This is a genomic window from Tunicatimonas sp., from assembly GCF_049647865.1.
Taxonomy (GTDB): Bacteria; Bacteroidota; Bacteroidia; order Cytophagales; family Cyclobacteriaceae; genus Tunicatimonas.
The window spans coordinates 1-1572 of the sequence record NZ_JBARYM010000148.1 but is presented as its reverse complement, the minus strand read 5'-3'; the positions used below and the strand labels follow the sequence as shown (position 1 = coordinate 1572).

Below are 1572 nucleotides of genomic sequence, written 5' to 3'. Positions count from 1 at the left end.
GGAAACATGGACGCTAAGCGTGATTGGGGCCACGCTAAAGACTACGTGCAAGCCATGTGGCTTATTCTCCAGCAGGAAGTGCCCGAAGACTACGTGATTGCTACCGGAATGACTACCACGGTGCGCGATTTCGTAAAAATGTCATTTGCCGAGTTAGGCATTGAGTTAGCGTTCGAGGGAATGGCCGAGAACGAAACTGGAAAGGTGGTTCGCTGTTCTAACCCGGATTATCAGTTGCCCGAAGGCAAAGTAGTTGTTCAAGTTGATCCAGCATACTATCGCCCTACCGAAGTAGAACTACTGATAGGTGATCCGACTAAAGCCAAAGAACAATTAGGCTGGGAGTTAGAATATGATCTGAAAGGATTGGTAGAAGATATGATCCAATCCGATATCGAGTTGTTTAAGCGAGATAAGTTCTTACTAAAGGGTGGCCATAAAGTGTTCAATTATCACGAGTAATTTTAGTGAGCCTTGTAAACACCAGGGAAATTAGTATTGGTGCTTTTGATCTAATCACTGAAAAGTAACCTAACAAACCAACTAACTTGTTATTGTGGAAAAAGAAGCTAAAATCTATATTGCCGGTCATCGCGGAATGGTCGGCTCCGCCATTATGCGGAACTTACAGAGCAAAGGCTACCAAAACTTTGTTACCCGCCGTTCGGCCGATCTTGATTTACGGAACCAGCAGGCAGTCGCTGATTTTTTTGCTCAGGAAAAACCAGATTACGTTTTTCTAGCAGCGGCTAAAGTGGGAGGAATTCATGCCAATAATACCTACCGGGGTGAATTTCTATACGATAATTTAATGATTCAGAATAATGTAATTCATCAGAGCTACGTGCAAGGTGTGAAGAAGCTACAATTTCTGGGTTCGTCCTGCATCTATCCTAAGATGGCCAATCAGCCGTTAAAAGAAGAATATTTACTAACCGGTACATTGGAATCTACGAATGAGCCGTACGCGATTGCTAAAATTGCCGGAATTAAGCTCTGTGAAAACTATCGGGCTCAGTACGGTTGCGACTTTATTTCTTCTATGCCTACCAACCTGTACGGCCCTAATGATAATTATGATCTTAACAACTCTCATGTATTACCCGCTCTGATTCGCAAGTTTCACGAAGCGAAAGAAAGCAACGCTGAGAATGTAGAGATTTGGGGAACAGGTAGTCCCAAGCGGGAGTTTTTGCACGTAGACGACTTAGCCGAAGCTTGCGTTTATTTAATGGAACACTATAGCGAACCTGAGTTAGTCAACATCGGTACCGGGGAAGATATTGCTATCAAAGACTTAGCACTACTCATTAAAGATATTGTCGGTTTTGAGGGCGAATTAACGCACGATACTTCCAAACCCGATGGCACTCCCCGCAAACTAATGGATGTGGGCAAGCTTCACAGCTACGGCTGGAAACATAAAATTGAGTTACGCCAAGGCATCTCTTCAGTTTACCAGCAGTACCAGGAAGAAACAGCGGTTTAAATTCCGTGCAACATTAGATTATAGTTTTGTCGTATAAACGAATAAAATTTACCTACTATAACTATGGCAAAACTATCTTTATC

Annotated in this window: 2 protein-coding genes; both read left to right on the top strand. The window is 42.9% G+C overall.

Going from position 1 to position 1572, the window contains the following annotated elements; all coding sequences use genetic code 11:
- On the top strand, positions 1 to 462 hold a 462-nt coding region (locus WBA23_RS04645; protein ID WP_424581082.1), incomplete at its 5' end, for a GDP-mannose 4,6-dehydratase.
- A 94-nt stretch (positions 463 to 556) separates the two neighbouring features.
- A complete protein-coding gene (gene fcl, locus WBA23_RS04640) occupies positions 557 to 1489 on the top strand; it encodes a GDP-L-fucose synthase (RefSeq protein WP_424581081.1) in 933 nt (310 codons plus the stop codon).
- Positions 1490 to 1572: the final 83 nt, after the last annotated feature.